Genomic DNA, 15,413 nt, shown 5'->3' with positions numbered 1-15,413 from the left:
CTTTTCTGATGCAATATTTTTATCAACAAAAAAGGGATGTGTTTAGGTAAATGGATGAAATTATTTTGATTATCACCTATTTTGGAATCATCAATATCACAGCCTTTTTTACAATGGGAGTAGACAAACGGAGGTCAAAGAGTAAACATTGGAGAATCCCAGAACGCCGACTTTGGTTGCTAACGTTATTTGGTGGTGCAATCGGAGCGTATTATGGTATGCGAACATTTCGTCACAAAACGAAACATCTACAATTTAAGTACGGACTACCTATTGTCGCTTTGCTACAAGTAATTTTATATGTGTATCTTTTTCTGTCATAATAGCTCGTCTTATGTCATACATATAGAGAGACACATCTATGAGGAGGACATCTATGGAATACCTGGGTACTTATTTGATGGCCATTGTGGAAACGGGTGGCATTTTTGCTCCCGTATTGTTTATCGGTTTTCATTTGCTCAGGCCTTTGTTCTTTCTACCTGTCGTATTTATTTGCATCTCAGGTGGCATTTTGTTCGGCGTCGTCGCAGGAACGATATACTCAATTGTTGGTATTACATTATCTAGTATCGTTTTTTATCAAGTCATACGTTGGGTTCCGAAAACCTTTGATAAATTAGTTCGGATGAAGCATAAGCTTATTGGTAAAAATGCAAGCTTTACGACGTCACAAGTGGCCGTGCTTCGTCTCATACCATTTATTCATTTTCATTTGCTTTCATTATGTATTTTGGAAGTATCATACAGCTTTAAAGACTACTTAAGGAATTCTTTTTACTCGAACATTCCACTTGCAGTAGTGTATACGTCTATTGGCAAATGGATATCCACCCTATCACCACTATTGATCACAGCGTTATTACTCGCTTTAATACCGTTATTCTATATCTTACGGAAAAAGGAAATTAGTATGAAGTGGGATGAATTTTTTCAAGCGAGTACGTGACTATAAATCTTTTATGTAAAAAAAGTTTGGAAAATCTAACGGGATCCGTTACCTATCGCAAATAATTATAATGTAAGTTCAATTGACCATCAATTTACGCTTGAATTTGATGGTCAGTTTTTGTTGATTTAAGAGGAGTTGCTATCAATTATGTTTTGAAATTGCATAGCAAGTTGTATTGCGGCTAGGAGCATAAATTAGTTTCACGTACTTCTATTCTTTCTAGCCTTTGTCGTGATATAATTATTAAAAAAGGGTGTATACATAATGGATTGGAATCATTTATTCACGATGCAAAAAAAATTAGATGCCTATATTCTATCAAAGCATCAATTGGATGGCAGTGATCTTTTCGACAAAAAGGTTTTGGCCCTGTTTGTAGAAGTAGGTGAATTAGCAAATGAAACACGTTGCTTTAAATTCTGGAGCACCAAGCCTAAAAGTGAATCAGATGTTATATTAGAAGAATATGTTGATGGGCTTCACTTTATTTTATCTTTAGGGATAGAAAAAGGACTTACTTATCATTCTATTCCAATTAATCTACAATCAGCAGATCCTACTGTTTTGTTTAATCAAGTATTTGAGAAAACTTTGGCATTCAAAAATACGCCAAGTAAAGAAACGTATGTTCAATTGTTTACGAAGTATATACAGCTCGGTGAATCTTTAGGATTTGGGGAAAGGGATATACAACAAGCCTATATGGAAAAGAATCAAGTAAACCATGAGAGACAGGATCAAGGATATTAAGAAAGTAGAAGCCGCTCGTATTTTTTGTTACTTCTTTTAAAAAAGTATATACTTTATAGGAAGAATATTATGAGGGAGGTAATTTTACATATGGCAAAAAACGAAGAAACATTAACCATGTTAAAAGAATTAACAGATGCAAGAGGAATTCCTGGAAACGAAAAAGAAGCGAGAGAAGTGATGAGAAAGTATATTGCACCATATGCAGATGAGGTTTTTACAGATAATTTGGGAAGTCTTATCGCAAAAAAAGTTGGGCAAGAAAATGGCCCTAAAATTATGGTTGCAGGCCACCTTGACGAGGTTGGATTTATGGTAACTCGAATAGACGACAAAGGTTTTATCTATTTTCAAACGGCTGGTGGCTGGTGGAGTCAGGTAATGCTTGCACAGCGGGTTACGCTTCTGACTAGAAAAGGAGATATTACGGGTATTATTGGTTCAAAACCTCCACATATATTACCTGCAGAAGCTAGAAAAAAACCGGTAGAAATGAAGGATATGTTTATTGATATTGGCGCAACGAGTCGAGAAGAGGCGGAAGAATTTGGCGTCCGACCTGGGGATTCAATCGTACCGTATTTTGAATTTACTCAAATGAAAAATGAAAAGCTTCTGCTTGCAAAGGCTTGGGACAATCGAATTGGATGTGCCATGGCGATTGAAGTCCTTAAAAGATTAAAAGATGAAAAACATCCGAATATTGTATATGGTGTCGGCACAGTACAAGAGGAGGTAGGATTGCGTGGAGCAAAAACATCAACAAATAAAATTGAGCCAGACATTGGCTTTGCAGTTGATGTAGGCATTGCTGGTGATACACCAGGTATCTCGGATAAAGATGCAGACAGCAAGTTAGGCGAAGGTCCACAAATTGTGTTATATGATGCATCTATGATTTCGCATAAAGGTTTACGCGATTTTGTTCTTGACACTGCAGATGAAAAGAAAATTCCTTACCAATACGCTACAATGGCTGGTGGTGGAACGGATTCTGGTTCCATTCATTTAACAGCAAATGGGGTTCCTGCGCTTTCTATTACGATTGCCACCCGATATATCCATACGCATGCAGCAATTTTACACCAAGATGATTTTGAAAATGCGGTGAAATTGGTCGTTGAAGTAATTAAAGGTTTGGATGCAGATAAGGTAAAAGAAATTACATTTGGATAAGCGATTAGTAAAGGGTGTTTCAGAAATGTATTCTGAAACACCCTTTTGCTTAGAAAGTATCGGGCAGATTGAAGTGATCAAAAATGTGTAAAAAAAGCTGCCTTAAGTTAAATACGAAGCCATTACTTTTTTTACATAGTTTTGTGTTTCGTTAAATGGTGGAATACCGTTAAACTTGTCAACGTTTCCTGGTCCAGCATTGTAAGCTGCTAATGCAAGCTCAGAATTGCCATCGTATCGATCCAGCATTTGCTTGAAAAACTTTGTACCAGCCAAAATGTTCTCCTGTGGATCAAACGGATTTTTCACACCAAGCCCTCTTGCAGTATCAGGCATTAATTGCATAAGCCCTTGTGCTCCTGCCTGGCTAACAGTATTTGTATCAAAATTAGATTCCGTTTGAATGATAGAACGAATCAGACTTGGATCCACACCGTATTTAGTTGCCGCTTGATTAATCAATGGTTCAATTGCATTTTTGTCATAAGATATGTTAGGTGGATAATATAAAGTATTAGGTGGAATAACTCTGTCGGTGGTGCTGCTCATCATACTATTGGTGGAATCTTTATTTTGTGCATGTGATGCAAGTAATTGCTGAAAAGCAGTATCAAATACGGGAGATTGGTAAGAAAATGAGTCTTTGCCAGACATTAAAGACATTGCTTGCAACTGAATAAAACTTTGTATGTATTTGACGTCCATTTTCATTCCCCCACAAATGTTCGAGTTTTTTATTTAAGTTTACAGGATATGCGTAAAAGGAGCAATCTTTTTTTCTATCCAGTGCATAGGAGGTGTATTCGGAGCAAACTGGAACATAAACTCGGTGTAATTGATCCTATTTGCAAAGTTGACGATAAACCTTTTTTTGCAACAAAAAAGGTTATCCCATTAACAGAGATAACCCTTCAACCTTTAGGATGATTGTTTTACACCTTTTTCTAATGTGTTAAGCATTTCTTCTTTATCGGATTCACTCGATTGTTCCCAAATAAGTTCAAACAATACACCCAAACCAGGAAGCATTTTTTCTTCCCCACTTTGAATGGCCTCTACAATGGTTGCTTCTAATTGAGACTGGTCATTGTCAGAAATGTTTTCTAGGATCGCTTTTCTTAAATTTAAATCCACCATGCACACCTCTTTTTTTAGTTTGGTTTAAACATAGTTTGACCTAGTGATGGTGAAATATGTATGATTGGATTAAAGTTTATAAGAGGATGTTCAAAAAGTCACTAAATAATAAGGCGGGAACGGTATGATCACATCGGTACAGAATGAAAAAGTAAAGCAATGGCATAAATTGAAAAAAAGAAAAGGACGACATAAGGCAAACGCTTTTTTAATTGAAGGTATTCATTTAATTGAAGAAGCGCTAACATCTAAATGGAAAGTACAGGAATTAATCGTGCAAAATGGCGTAGAACTGCCTTCATGGGCAAGGGAGACAAAAGTAAGCATCGTAGCAGACCATGTTTTGCAATCCATAACCGACACAAAAACGCCACAAGGGATGGCGGCCGTCGTTGAAATAAACAAACCGATTTGGAAACCGTTTAAAAAGTTGCTTTTGATCGATGCCGTCCAAGATCCTGGAAATTTGGGCACAATGGTGCGAACAGCAGATGCGGCAGGATTTGATGCTGTCATTCTTGGGACAGGCACAGTAGACCTCTATAACGATAAGGTAATTCGTTCTACGCAAGGATCACTGTTCCACTTACCCATTTTTCATCAGAGTTTGGAAGACGTGATATCAAATCTTATAAATCAATCCTTCGATGTTTGGGTGTCGACACTTGATGAGGGTGCAAAGGAATATACGCACTTGCAGGTACCGGATAAAATAGCATTAGTTATGGGCAATGAAGGTGCTGGAATTTCCCAGGAAATCATCGAGCTTGCCAATCAAAAGGTACATATTCCGATTTATGGTCAGGCCGAATCATTAAATGTCAGTGTCGCTGCTGGTGTTTTAATGTATTATTTAAATAATTAGGCTTGCAAATGATGCTGTCTTTTTCTATAATAAGAAAATAATTTATAAGTGCGTGTTCAAAAAGTCGCAGCTTATCATTTGATGACTTTTTGAACAACCTTTATAAAGGCAACGAAAGAGATAGTAGATCATGCTAGATCGATGGTAGAGAGGAAATGTCTTAGACTGGAAGCATTTCTATCGTGTGCATGATTGAACCTTCACTCTGGAGCCGACATTTGGACCTTGCTAGACCTCTTTAACGCAAGTAAAGATGTTCCGGATTATTCCGTTATCAAGCTCAAGTGGGCACAATTTGTGTCAACAAGGGTGGTACCGCGATCGATAAGTCTCGTCCCTTTTATAGGGAGGGATTTTTTTATTTGGTAAAAACGGGATATTGCTTAACGGGTTAATCAATGAAAAGGAGGATTTCTATATGATGAGAGAGCGCTTAGAGGAACTAAAAGCGGAAGCATTAGAAAAGGTGGAAAAAGCATATTCACCATCAGACCTACAAGACGTTAAGGTTGCTTATTTAGGTAAAAAAGGCCCAATTACCGAAGTTTTACGTGGGATGGGTAAGCTGTCACAGGAAGAACGACCGATTATTGGGGAATTAGCAAACACAGTTCGGGAAGCCATTACAGAAGCAATTGAAACAAAGAAAAATACATTAGAAGCGATCGAGCTGGAAAGAAAGCTGCAGGAAGAGGCGATTGATGTCACCCTCCCAGGTAGACCTGTGTCTGTCGGGGGACCACATTTGTTGACGAAAATTGTCGAAGAAATCGAGGATCTATTCATTGGTATGGGCTTTGAAATTAGAGAGGGGCCAGAGGTGGAAACCGATTATTACAATTTTGAAGCGTTAAACCTACCAAAAGGACACCCAGCAAGAGACATGCAGGATTCATTTTATATTACAGAAGATTTACTATTACGCACCCATACTTCACCAGTTCAGGCACGGACAATGGAAGAGTATAAAGGAAGCAGACCTGTAAAAATGATTTGCCCTGGTAAGGTGTATCGCCGTGATACGGACGATGCAACACACTCGCACCAGTTTACACAAATTGAAGGTCTTTATGTCGACAAAAATGTGCGAATGAGTGATTTAAAAGGTGTATTGAATCACTTTGCGAAACAATTGTTTGGTGAAGATCGTGAAATTCGTCTGCGCCCTAGTTTTTTTCCGTTTACAGAGCCTTCTGTAGAAATGGATATTTCGTGTAAGGTATGTGGGGGAGATGGTTGCTCTGTTTGCAAAGGAACTGGCTGGATCGAAATTTTAGGTGGTGGAATGGTGCATCCAAACGTACTCGAAATGGCTGGCTATGATCCTAAAGTATATAACGGTTTTGCTTTTGGTATGGGTCCAGAACGAATTGCAATGCTGAAATATGGGGTGGACGATATTCGTCATTTTTATACAAATGATGTTCGTTTCTTATCCCAGTATCACAATGCTTAGCGAGGAGGGAAATATATGTTTGTTTCATGGAATTGGTTGAGAAATTATGTGGACATAGACGATATTCCAGTGGAGGAATTGGCCGAGAAAATTACGAAAACTGGAATTGAGGTAGAAGGAATCGAGTATATTGCCGAAAAAAGCTCGAATGTGGTCGTCGGTTACGTAAAGGAATGTCAAAAACATCCGAATGCGGACAAACTGAATCTTTGCCAAGTGGATATTGGTGAAGAAACACTACAAATCATTTGCGGTGCGCCGAATATCGCAAAGGAGCAAAAGGTGGCAGTCGCAAAGCCTGGGGCAGTATTACCAGGAAATTTTAAAATTAAAAAGGCAAAGTTGCGAGGGATTGAATCGAATGGAATGATCTGTTCCCTACAGGAATTAGGAATCGAGGACAAATTTGTTCCGAAAGAATTTGCACAAGGTATATTCGTTTTTCCAGATGATACAGAAGTGGGTGCAGATGCATTAGAGTTGTTAAATTTAAACGATGCGATAATTGAGCTTGGATTAACGCCAAATCGTTCTGATGCACTAAGTATGCTCGGTGTTGCATATGAGGTGGCAGCAATATTGGATCGTCCAGTTCACCTTCCTGAGGAGCATGCTGAAACGATGACAACGGAATCCGCTTCAGACTATATCAATGTAAAAGTGGATGATCCTGATTTAAACCCGTACTACGGAGCATTTATAATTAAAGATGTAACAGTAGGCCCTTCACCGCTTTGGATCAGAAATTACCTTATTGCAGCAGGAATTCGTCCAATCAACAATGTGGTCGACATTACGAACTATGTGTTGTTAGAGTATGGCCAACCATTGCACGCATTTGACTATGATCGCTTTGGTTCCAAGGAAGTAGTTGTACGTCGTGCTTCGGAAGGAGAAAAGATTACAACGTTAGATGATCAGGAACGCTCGTTGAAGCCGGATCACTTGGTAATTACGAACGGGTTAGACGCAGTGGCCATTGCTGGTGTAATGGGTGGTGCCAATTCAGAGGTACATGCTGGGACGACAACTGTCTTACTAGAAGCGGCTTATTTTGATCCAGCTACCGTTAGAGCAGGATCAAAAGATCATGGTCTAAGAAGTGAATCGAGTGTTCGATTTGAAAAAGGCGTAGATCCAGAGCGTGTAAAAAGAGCGGGCAAGCGGGCAAGTCGCTTATTGTGTCAGTATGCTGGGGGCTCTGTTTGCGAAGGCGTTGTGGAGTTCGATCAATTAGACCGCACAGAAAAGGAAATTGTGATTGAAACGGAAAAAGTCAATGCTAGAATCGGTACATCGATTACGGACACGGAGATTGCTGATATTTTAAGAAAATTAAATTTCGGTTATCAGCAGGATGAGAGTACCTTTACTGTAATCGTGCCAACACGCCGTCAGGACATTTCGATATTTGAAGATATGGTAGAAGAAATAGCACGTATGTATGGCTACGACAATTTGCCCTACACCCTGCCACAAGGAACTTCTCAGGCTGGTGGTTTAACGGAAATACAACGGTTGAAAAGAGAAGTGAAACATTTTCTAGAAGGTGCTGGATTAATGGAAACAATCACGCACTCTTTAACAAGTAAGGAACGTGTACATCTTCTCGTAAGTCCCGAAATAAAGGATGCGGCTGCTTCTCCTGTTGAGCTGGCAATGCCAATGAGTGAAGACCATAGCCACTTAAGATTAAGTATGCTACCCGAGCTGTTAAGCTCCGTTTCCTACAATTTAGCAAGAAGGCAATCAAATTTAGGGTATTATGAAATCGGAACGGTTTTCGTTTCAAAGGAGAAAAAGGTATCCAGGCAACCAAAGGAAAAGCTCCGTGTTGCAGGTGCATTAACAGGTCAATGGGTACAGCAACCTTGGCAACAAGAAAAAAAAGACGTCGACTTTTTCCTTGTTAAGGGAATAGTAGAAGCATTATTTGATTTTTTAAATCTGTCGGTAGAGTTCCGGCAATCAGAAATAGATGGCATGCATCCTGGTAGAACGGCAGCCTTGTTCGATAATGGAAAGCCCCTTGGATTCATTGGGCAGATACATCCAAACGTACAAAAGGATTTTGATCTGAAGGAAACGTATGTATTTGATATCGACTTAGAATATGTACTAACGATTCACAAAAACGAACCAAGCTTTAACAAAATCCCGCGTTATCCTTCTGTTACGCGTGACATTGCACTTGTAGTAGATGAGAATCTACATGCCGGTGATGTGAAACAAACGATTGAGGCAACAGGTGCACCACTCGTAAAAGAAGTGCAAATTTTTGACGTCTATGTGGGAGAAAATCTTCCAGAAGGCAAAAAATCGATCGCCTTTAATTTGCTATATTTAGACCCAGAAAGGACATTAAAGGACGAAGAAGTGGAAGCGTCTTATCAAAAGATAGTTGAGGCAGTAAGCGAAAAGCACCAAGCTAAATTGAGAGGATAATGAAAAGGACGGCCCAGTCACTGGGTCGCCCTTTTCGTTATCGCAAAAACGCATACGTTGAAATCAACTGTTCATTTCATTTATTGAGGATGTTCAAAAAGTCACCAAATGATAAGCGGCGCATCTCAGGCCCACACGATGTGGGTCATGCAGGCGTTGCCACAGGACGTGGCGGTCTTAGCCTGTATTCCTTAAATGGCTTGTTTTTCCGTTCCTTGGAAAAGAAATCCGCTTTTCCTGCGTGCGAAGTTTATTCGGGGAAGCATTCCTTTTGCTCACGTATTAAAAGCATACGCTACGCTACTCAAAACTACGCCGCCTCGACCTGCTTGCTTCTAATTTGCCGACTTTTTGAACAAGCATTTATTGATACTTTTCGGCTTTTTTCGTATTTGCAAAGTGAACTTTTGCACATTTATCTAATGCAGTGAGTCCATTTTTCCTTAATATGCTTCCTGCTACTTGGTCTACCTTCTGTGAAGCACCTTTTGGGATCGTGATTCCCATTTGTTCGGATAGTTTATCCATTTCTTTAACGAAGCTTGCCCTGGCAATAATCGATGCTGTTGCAACTGCGATCGAGTGACTTTCTGCTTTTGTCATAAAGTAGACATTTTTTTGAAGTTCCCTTTTTTCAGATTGTAGGTGTCGAATGAAACTAGGCGGTTCGGAAAACTGATCAATTAAAATCCCTTCTGGTTCCATAGGAGCTATTTTTTCTAACACCTTTGAAATTGCGTGATGGTGGAGAATTGTTTTCATTTTTCCTTGTGTCCACCCTTTTTGTTGGAGTCTGTTATACTTTTGATTGTGAAGGACTGCAAGCGAGTAGGGAATGTTCAGAGCAACGATTTTTTTGGCTAACGATTTAATGGTAGGGTCGTTTAAGTTTTTTGAATCCGTTACCCCGATCGATTTCAACTCACCGATTTGCTCCCGAGTAACAAAAGCAGCTGCAACCGTAATCGGACCAAAATAATCACCTGTACCAGCCTCATCAGAACCGATGTGGGAGCTCGAAAATAAGGAATCCGCTGGGGCATAGCCATGTGCTGGTTTAGACGTTCCCGTTTTTTTGGTTACCACATTGGTTTCACTTCCCCATCTTTTTGCATCTAGCTCTGGTGCTTTGCCTTGGAATAGTACTTTTCCCGATTTATATGCTGTAATCGAACTATTTGCCGTTTTGGCAGCAAAGATTGCGCCAGGTGGTGAGCTTTTTAAATAAGAATGGTAAAATTTTTTCATTTCATTTATTTTTGTGTTTGGTAATTTTAAAACGATTTGTGGCATTGCAATATCTCTCCAATCTATGCATCTGAATGAAAGTATAGCAGAAAATCTTTTGATTATGAATACAACTCCATTGAAACGTTTCCTAAATTACGCTCTTCATGTTAAGATAAATAAAGGATTGCTGTCAGGTGAAAGGGTTGTAAAGAAAATAAGGTGATAGCCACATAGTCCCTAAAGGCCTTTGAGCTTATAAACACTGATGTACATAGAAATGAGGGGGGTATGATCGTGTCCCAATCTGAAAAAACACGCACAACCGTTGATATACATAACCGTTCTTATACGATTGTTGGATCTGAATCACCTCATCATGTAAGAATGGTAGCAAGCTTGGTAGACCAGAAGATGAGGGAAATCCACGACGCAAACAAAAGACTAGATACTGCAAAGCTAGCAGTTTTGACAGCAGTAAACACAATGAATGATTATTTAAAGCTAAAAGAAGAAAATGAAAGTTTGCTAGATTTATTAAAGAAGAAAGAGGACAACGAAAAATATGATTGATTTATTATTATTGGGAATACTTATTTTAGGAGTCTTTATCGGATTGAAACGAGGATTTATTCTTCAGTTATTCCATTTGATCGGATTTATTGTTGCTTTCGTCATAGCGATTGTTTATTATGATAATTTGTCTTCCAAACTAACGTTGTGGGTTCCATATCCAGAGTTACCAGAGGATGCAACGTGGGCGGTTTTTCTTGATTCTTTGCCATTAGAAAATGCGTTTTATAATGCAGTAGCGTTTGCTATTCTTTTTTTTGGTACAAAGATTATTCTGCAAATTATTGCTTCGATGTTAGACTTTATAGCAGATTTCCCGATCTTAAAATCGTTCAACGGTCTATTAGGTGGTATTTTAGGGTTTATTGAAATATATTTTATTTTATTTATCGTATTATATATTGCTGCGCTCCTACCTTTAGCAATTGTTCAGAATTACTTAGAGGGCTCGGCGATTGCAGATTTTATTATCGAGAAAACCCCGTTTTTATCAAGTCAAATTAAGTCACTCTGGTTTGATTATGTAGTAACCCTAATGGATCTGTCTTCTAAAAAATAGGTAGACACAAACACGAGTTCAAAACCCTTGCTATTTTTTTGCAAGGGTTTTTAGCTTAAAGTGTTCAAAAAATAAATAGGTGGTGGAACGATGGAAGTAAATAAAAAAGATGTGATCAAGCTATTAGAAAATGTTGCAATCTACTTAGAATTAAAGGGAGAAAATCCGTTTAAAATAGCTGCTTATCGAAAAGCTGCACAAGCTTTAGAAACGGATGATCGTTCCCTGTCTGAAATAGACGATTTTGCAAAAATAAACGGAATCGGTAAGGGGACATCTACCGTCATCCAAGAATACATTGAGGACGGTGTGTCGGATACACTACTTCAATTAGAAAAAGAAGTGCCAAGTGGCTTAGTGCCCCTCTTACAGCTACCAGGGTTAGGCGGCAAAAAACTGGCTAAACTATACAAAGAGCTCGGCGTAATAGATGCACAATCATTAAAAGAGGCTTGTGAATCTGGGAATGTGGAGCAGTTGAGTGGATTTGGAAAAAAATCTTCTGAAAAAATCCTAAAGGCTTTAGAAGAATCCTCTAATCGACCAGAACGCCTGCCACTTGCTTTTATGCTGCCGATCACAGAAAGGATCGAAACCTTTTTAAACAGAATAGCCAGTGTTGAGCGCTACTCAAGAGCTGGTAGTATACGTAGAATGAAAGAAACGATCAGAGACCTTGATTTCATTATCGCTACCAATGATCCATCAGCGGTTAAAGATGCATTACTAGAAATTGAGAACAAAAAAGATGTTATTGCATCTGGTGAGACAAAGGTTTCTGTTGTGTTAGATGAAGGCTATGACGTAAACGTAGATTTTCGTATAGTGGAACCAAAGGAATTTGCGACAACGTTACATCACTTTACTGGATCTAAAGACCATAATGTAGCATTGCGACAGGTAGCGAAAGCCCAAGGGGAGAAAATTAGTGAGTATGGTATTGAACAGATAGACACGGGTGAAGTGAAAACCTTCAACAGTGAAACCGATTTTTTCGCCCATTTCGGGTTCACCTATATTCCTCCAGAGGTAAGAGAAAATAACGGAGAAATTGAAGCATTCCGTTCTACCGTTCCACTTGTATCCTTAGAGGATATCCGGGGAGATTTGCACATGCACACAAGTTGGAGTGATGGTGCTCAATCGATTGAAGAGATGGTGCTTAAGGCAAGAGAATATGGGTACGATTATGTCGCCATTACCGATCACTCTAAATTTTTACGTGTTGCTAATGGTTTAAACGAGGAGCGGCTAAGAAAACAACGTGAAGAAATTAATCGTTTAAATAAGAAATATACAGATATTCATATATTTGCTGGGGTCGAAATGGACATTCGCCCTGATGGTACACTAGATTTTGAAGATGATTTTTTAATGGAAATGGATTATGTCATTGGAGCAATCCATTCGAGTTTTAACCAATCACAGGAAAAAATAATGAATCGCCTATTTACAGCATTAGAAAATCCATACGTTACTGTTATTGCCCATCCAACTGGCCGGGTAATCGGAAAAAGAAAAGGGTATGAAGTAGATGTAGCCCAGTTAATTCAAAAAGCAAAAGAAACAGGTACCGTGTTAGAATTAAATGCGAATCCAAATCGTTTAGACTTGTCGGCGGAATGGGTGAAGGCTGCTCAGGAAGAGGGTGTCAAGATTGCAATTAATACCGATGCTCACAGCTATAACACACTAGAGTTTATGGGGATCGGTGTAGGAACAGCTCGAAAAGGGTGGCTGCAACCAGACACTGTGATCAATACATGGTCAAAGGAAAAACTAATCGAACTATTTCAAGCCAAACGCTAAAAGTTTGCAAAAATTAAAAGTGGGCTAGCGAAGAGATACCCGCATATTGTTGAACACGCATTAAAAAGGAGTAGTAACAGAATGAACGAAAGAATCTTTCGCGTACTTGAATTTTATAAAATAATCGAGCTATTGAATGAGCAAGCAGCATCCTCCTTAGGGAAAGAACAGACACGTTCTCTGATGCCTTCAACTGATATCGAAGAGGTGCAACGACTTCAATCGGAAACAGATGAAGCCGTCCAAGTCATTCGGTTGAAAGGAAATGTGCCTCTTGGCGGGATTTTTGATATAAAGCCTAGCATAAAACGTACGATGATCGGCGGCGTCTTAACCCCTAAGGAATGTTTAGATGTTGCAAGTACGATATATGGTGGAAAACAGATCAAACATTTTATAGAAGAAATGGACGAGACAATAAACCTTCCAATTTTAGATGAATGGGTAGAGAAAATTGTTCCTCTAAATGACTTAGAGCGCCAAATTAAAAGCTGTGTCGACGATCATGGGCATGTAATGGACGGAGCTTCTGACCGGCTCAGAACCATTCGATCCAAGATTAGAACATATGAAAGCAGGGTCAGAGATAAACTAGAATCTTACACGAGAACGAAAACAAAAATGCTGTCTGATTCGATTGTAACGATCCGAAACGACCGGTATGTTTTGCCTGTTAAACAGGAATATCGTGGATCCATAGGTGGGATTGTGCACGACCAATCTGCTTCAGGTGCTACCCTGTTTATGGAACCGCAATCGGTTGTTGATCTAAACAACCAGCTCCAAGAGGCCAAGCTCCACGAAAAGGAAGAAATCGAACGGATTTTACGTCAATTATCAGAAAGAATCGCTGAAGATCAAGCGTTTTTATACCAAAATGTTGCAGCCTTGGCAAAAATAGATTTCGTGTTTGCAAGAGCCAAGCTAGGCAGAAACATGCGAGCTTCAAAGCCTACGATGAATGACAAAGGTACCATAAAAATGAAGCAGGCTCGACATCCACTTATTCCAGAAGAGGAAGTGGTTCCAAATGATATTGAATTAGGTGAATCCTATACAACCATTGTCATTACTGGCCCAAACACAGGAGGGAAAACGGTAACTTTAAAATTAGTCGGTCTTTGCACCTTAATGGCCCAATCTGGTCTACAAATACCCGCACTAGACGGTTGTGAGCTCGCCGTTTTTTCAAATGTATTTGCCGATATTGGTGATGAACAGTCGATCGAACAAAGCCTCAGTACATTTTCTTCTCACATGACAAATATTGTAGACATTTTAAAACAGGTAGATGAGAAGACATTCGTACTATTTGATGAGCTTGGTGCAGGTACGGATCCACAGGAAGGTGCGGCACTTGCGATGTCGATCTTAGATGAGGTTGTACAACGTGGGGCAAGAATTATTGCAACAACGCATTATCCTGAACTAAAAGCCTATGGATATAATCGGGAAGGTGTTACCAACGCATCCGTTGAATTTGACGTGGAGACTCTCAAACCAACGTATCGATTAGCAATCGGGGTACCAGGACGAAGCAATGCATTCGAAATTTCTAGTAGGCTAGGCCTTAGTGAATCGATTATTGCTACTGCAAAAAGTCATATTGGCACAGATTCAAAAAGTGTTGAAAATATGATTGCTTCATTGGAAGAGGCAAGACGGGAAGCCGAACGGGATTATGAACAAGCAGAAATGGTTTTAACTGAAGCAGAAGAATTGAGAAATGAATTAAATAAGCAATGGGCTAAATTTGAAAGTAAACGAGAAGAGCTTTATAAGCGAGCAGAAGAAAAAGCAGAAAACGCAATTTCCAAAGCTAAAGAAGAGGCAGAGACGATTGTGTCCGAATTAAGAAACATGCAAAATCAAACCCAATTAAAGGAACACGAGTGGATTGAAGCAAGAAAAATGCTAGAGGAAGCACAGCCTAAACTCGCAAAGTCGAACCCAAACCAATCGAAACCAAAGGGAATAGACCAAAACCTCCAGCCAGGGGATGAAGTCATGCTACTCACTCTTAACCAACAGGGTACCATATTGAAAAAGATAAACGAAAAGGAATTCCAGCTACAAGTTGGTATAATGAAGGTGAAAGCGAAACGGGAGGATCTTTCCTTAGTTAAGCGGTCAGAACCTGTAATCGAAAGGCCAATGGCAACAGTGAAAGGATCCAATTATCACGTTAAGACAGAATTGGATTTACGTGGGGAACGATTTGAGGATGCGATTCATCGACTTGAAAAATATGTAGACGATGCACTACTCGCTGGCTACCCAAGAGTTTCCATTATTCATGGGAAGGGAACTGGAGCTTTACGAACAGGAGTAAAAGAGTTTGCCAAAAAACATAGACAGATTGCCTCTTACCATGATGGAGGAATGAATGAAGGAGGAAATGGTGTAACGGTACTCGAGTTCAAGTAAAACATGGTGCTAGTTCCGCTAAAATCGGGATACTTTA

14 protein-coding genes and 1 other annotated feature are annotated in these 15,413 nt (G+C 39.4%); of the genes, 11 read left to right on the top strand and 3 right to left on the bottom strand.

The annotated features are described in order from the left end of the window. Positions 1-50: 50 nt before the first annotated feature. The 4 genes from NC797_RS05450 (at position 51) to NC797_RS05435 (ending at position 2,878) form a co-directional block, all read left to right on the top strand. The gene (locus tag NC797_RS05450) at positions 51-323 is read left to right on the top strand and encodes a DUF1294 domain-containing protein (protein WP_272435735.1); all 273 of its coding nucleotides are present in this window, start codon (positions 51-53) and stop codon (positions 321-323) included. 53 nt (positions 324-376) lie between these two features. Then, a complete protein-coding gene (locus NC797_RS05445; protein ID WP_272435734.1) occupies positions 377-949 on the top strand; it encodes a TVP38/TMEM64 family protein in 573 nt (190 codons plus the stop codon). Positions 950-1,216: 267 nt separating this feature from the next. Further along, positions 1,217-1,702, top strand: a complete 486-nt coding sequence (locus tag NC797_RS05440) for a dUTP diphosphatase (RefSeq protein ID WP_272435733.1) — start codon at positions 1,217-1,219, stop codon at positions 1,700-1,702. Positions 1,703-1,792: 90 nt separating this feature from the next. Then, the gene (locus tag NC797_RS05435; protein WP_272435732.1) at positions 1,793-2,878 is read left to right on the top strand and encodes a M42 family metallopeptidase; all 1,086 of its coding nucleotides are present in this window, start codon (positions 1,793-1,795) and stop codon (positions 2,876-2,878) included. A gap of 102 nt (positions 2,879-2,980) precedes the next feature. Here the strand turns inward: NC797_RS05435 and NC797_RS05430 are convergent, their stop codons facing one another. Both NC797_RS05430 and sspI read right to left on the bottom strand, forming a co-directional pair. After that, positions 2,981-3,583 carry a lytic transglycosylase domain-containing protein gene (locus NC797_RS05430; RefSeq protein ID WP_272435731.1) on the bottom strand — a complete coding sequence of 201 codons (603 nt, stop codon included), beginning with the start codon at positions 3,581-3,583 and terminating at the stop codon, positions 2,981-2,983. 213 nt (positions 3,584-3,796) lie between these two features. Beyond that, positions 3,797-4,012 carry a small acid-soluble spore protein SspI gene (sspI, locus tag NC797_RS05425; RefSeq protein WP_272435730.1) on the bottom strand — a complete coding sequence of 72 codons (216 nt, stop codon included), beginning with the start codon at positions 4,010-4,012 and terminating at the stop codon, positions 3,797-3,799. Between the two features lie 127 nt (positions 4,013-4,139). Here sspI and NC797_RS05420 point away from each other — a divergent pair, with 127 nt between their 5' ends. From NC797_RS05420 to pheT, 3 genes are all read left to right on the top strand, one after another. Further along, complete coding sequence (locus tag NC797_RS05420; RefSeq protein WP_272435729.1) at positions 4,140-4,880, top strand: TrmH family RNA methyltransferase; 741 nt, start codon at positions 4,140-4,142, stop codon at positions 4,878-4,880. A 102-nt stretch (positions 4,881-4,982) separates the two neighbouring features. Beyond that, positions 4,983-5,222: a binding site (T-box leader), on the top strand. 79 nt (positions 5,223-5,301) lie between these two features. After that, positions 5,302-6,336, top strand: coding sequence for a phenylalanine--tRNA ligase subunit alpha (pheS, locus tag NC797_RS05415; protein WP_272435834.1), 1,035 nt, complete (start codon positions 5,302-5,304; stop codon positions 6,334-6,336). A 15-nt stretch (positions 6,337-6,351) separates the two neighbouring features. Then, positions 6,352-8,781, top strand: coding sequence for a phenylalanine--tRNA ligase subunit beta (pheT, locus tag NC797_RS05410; protein ID WP_272435728.1), 2,430 nt, complete (start codon positions 6,352-6,354; stop codon positions 8,779-8,781). 363 nt (positions 8,782-9,144) lie between these two features. Here pheT and rnhC read toward each other — a convergent pair whose 3' ends face one another. After that, positions 9,145-10,074, bottom strand: coding sequence for a ribonuclease HIII (rnhC, locus tag NC797_RS05405; RefSeq protein ID WP_272435727.1), 930 nt, complete (start codon positions 10,072-10,074; stop codon positions 9,145-9,147). A gap of 231 nt (positions 10,075-10,305) precedes the next feature. Here rnhC and zapA point away from each other — a divergent pair, with 231 nt between their 5' ends. The 4 genes from zapA to NC797_RS05385 all read left to right on the top strand — a co-directional run bounded on the left by zapA (position 10,306) and on the right by NC797_RS05385 (position 15,376). Beyond that, a complete protein-coding gene (zapA, locus tag NC797_RS05400) occupies positions 10,306-10,581 on the top strand; it encodes a cell division protein ZapA (RefSeq protein ID WP_272435726.1) in 276 nt (91 codons plus the stop codon). After that, the gene (locus NC797_RS05395; RefSeq protein WP_272435725.1) at positions 10,574-11,140 is read left to right on the top strand and encodes a CvpA family protein; all 567 of its coding nucleotides are present in this window, start codon (positions 10,574-10,576) and stop codon (positions 11,138-11,140) included. Before zapA ends, NC797_RS05395 begins: the two co-directional genes overlap by 8 nt. 90 nt (positions 11,141-11,230) lie before the next feature. Then, complete coding sequence (polX, locus tag NC797_RS05390) at positions 11,231-12,949, top strand: DNA polymerase/3'-5' exonuclease PolX (RefSeq protein WP_272435724.1); 1,719 nt, start codon at positions 11,231-11,233, stop codon at positions 12,947-12,949. 81 nt (positions 12,950-13,030) lie between these two features. Continuing rightward, positions 13,031-15,376, top strand: coding sequence for an endonuclease MutS2 (locus tag NC797_RS05385; RefSeq protein ID WP_272435723.1), 2,346 nt, complete (start codon positions 13,031-13,033; stop codon positions 15,374-15,376). Positions 15,377-15,413: the final 37 nt, after the last annotated feature.

The sequence above is a fragment of the Terrihalobacillus insolitus genome (assembly GCF_028416575.1).
Classification (GTDB): Bacteria; Bacillota; Bacilli; order Bacillales; family Amphibacillaceae; genus Terrihalobacillus; species Terrihalobacillus insolitus.
This window is presented reverse-complemented; position numbering and strand designations above follow the sequence as displayed.

What these genes read in the sequence shown, in the direction of transcription:
- polX (WP_272435724.1), top strand. Translation starts at nt 11,231, where the DNA reads ATGGAAGTAAATAAAAAAGATGTGATCAAGCTATTAGAAAATGTTGCA.
- rnhC (WP_272435727.1), bottom strand. Translation starts at nt 10,074, where the DNA reads ATGCCACAAATCGTTTTAAAATTACCAAACACAAAAATAAATGAAATG.
- NC797_RS05435 (WP_272435732.1), top strand. Translation starts at nt 1,793, where the DNA reads ATGGCAAAAAACGAAGAAACATTAACCATGTTAAAAGAATTAACAGAT.
- NC797_RS05385 (WP_272435723.1), top strand. Translation starts at nt 13,031, where the DNA reads ATGAACGAAAGAATCTTTCGCGTACTTGAATTTTATAAAATAATCGAG.
- NC797_RS05445 (WP_272435734.1), top strand. Translation starts at nt 377, where the DNA reads ATGGAATACCTGGGTACTTATTTGATGGCCATTGTGGAAACGGGTGGC.
- pheS (WP_272435834.1), top strand. Translation starts at nt 5,302, where the DNA reads ATGAGAGAGCGCTTAGAGGAACTAAAAGCGGAAGCATTAGAAAAGGTG.
- NC797_RS05440 (WP_272435733.1), top strand. Translation starts at nt 1,217, where the DNA reads ATGGATTGGAATCATTTATTCACGATGCAAAAAAAATTAGATGCCTAT.
- NC797_RS05395 (WP_272435725.1), top strand. Translation starts at nt 10,574, where the DNA reads ATGATTGATTTATTATTATTGGGAATACTTATTTTAGGAGTCTTTATC.
- NC797_RS05450 (WP_272435735.1), top strand. Translation starts at nt 51, where the DNA reads ATGGATGAAATTATTTTGATTATCACCTATTTTGGAATCATCAATATC.
- NC797_RS05430 (WP_272435731.1), bottom strand. Translation starts at nt 3,583, where the DNA reads ATGGACGTCAAATACATACAAAGTTTTATTCAGTTGCAAGCAATGTCT.
- NC797_RS05420 (WP_272435729.1), top strand. Translation starts at nt 4,140, where the DNA reads ATGATCACATCGGTACAGAATGAAAAAGTAAAGCAATGGCATAAATTG.
- pheT (WP_272435728.1), top strand. Translation starts at nt 6,352, where the DNA reads ATGTTTGTTTCATGGAATTGGTTGAGAAATTATGTGGACATAGACGAT.